This is a genomic window from Paraburkholderia phymatum, assembly GCF_038900715.1.
Taxonomy (GTDB): domain Bacteria; phylum Pseudomonadota; class Gammaproteobacteria; order Burkholderiales; family Burkholderiaceae; genus Paraburkholderia; species Paraburkholderia phymatum_A.
Genome location: NZ_JAYMRZ010000122.1, coordinates 1 through 255 on the forward strand (window position 1 = coordinate 1; position 255 = coordinate 255).

1 protein-coding gene is annotated in these 255 nt (G+C 61.2%); it reads right to left on the reverse strand.

The genetic code is table 11. From position 1 onward, the window contains the following. Positions 1–255: Tn3 family transposase post-transcriptional regulator TnpC (tnpC, locus tag VSR68_RS42685; RefSeq protein ID WP_342945395.1), on the reverse strand; the 255-nt coding region annotated here is incomplete at both ends.

Sequence of the window (255 nt, forward strand, 5' to 3'; positions counted from 1 at the left end):
ATAGTGATCGATCTGGTCGAGCACGTCCTCGATCTGTTCGACAATCGACACGTCCCGGGTTGTTGCCGCGAAGTTCGCACCGTTGACGAGAGCATGCTCGATTCCATGCAGGCGCAACAGATCGTCCCGCAGGCCTTCCGGATCGTTAAGGCCCGTGCGCAGTTCGTCGAGCGTATCCAACGCATCGAGCACCCGCGTCGTGTCATAGCGCGACTGCAGCCCCTCCAGTGCGGCGGCATCAACCTCACCGTAGGG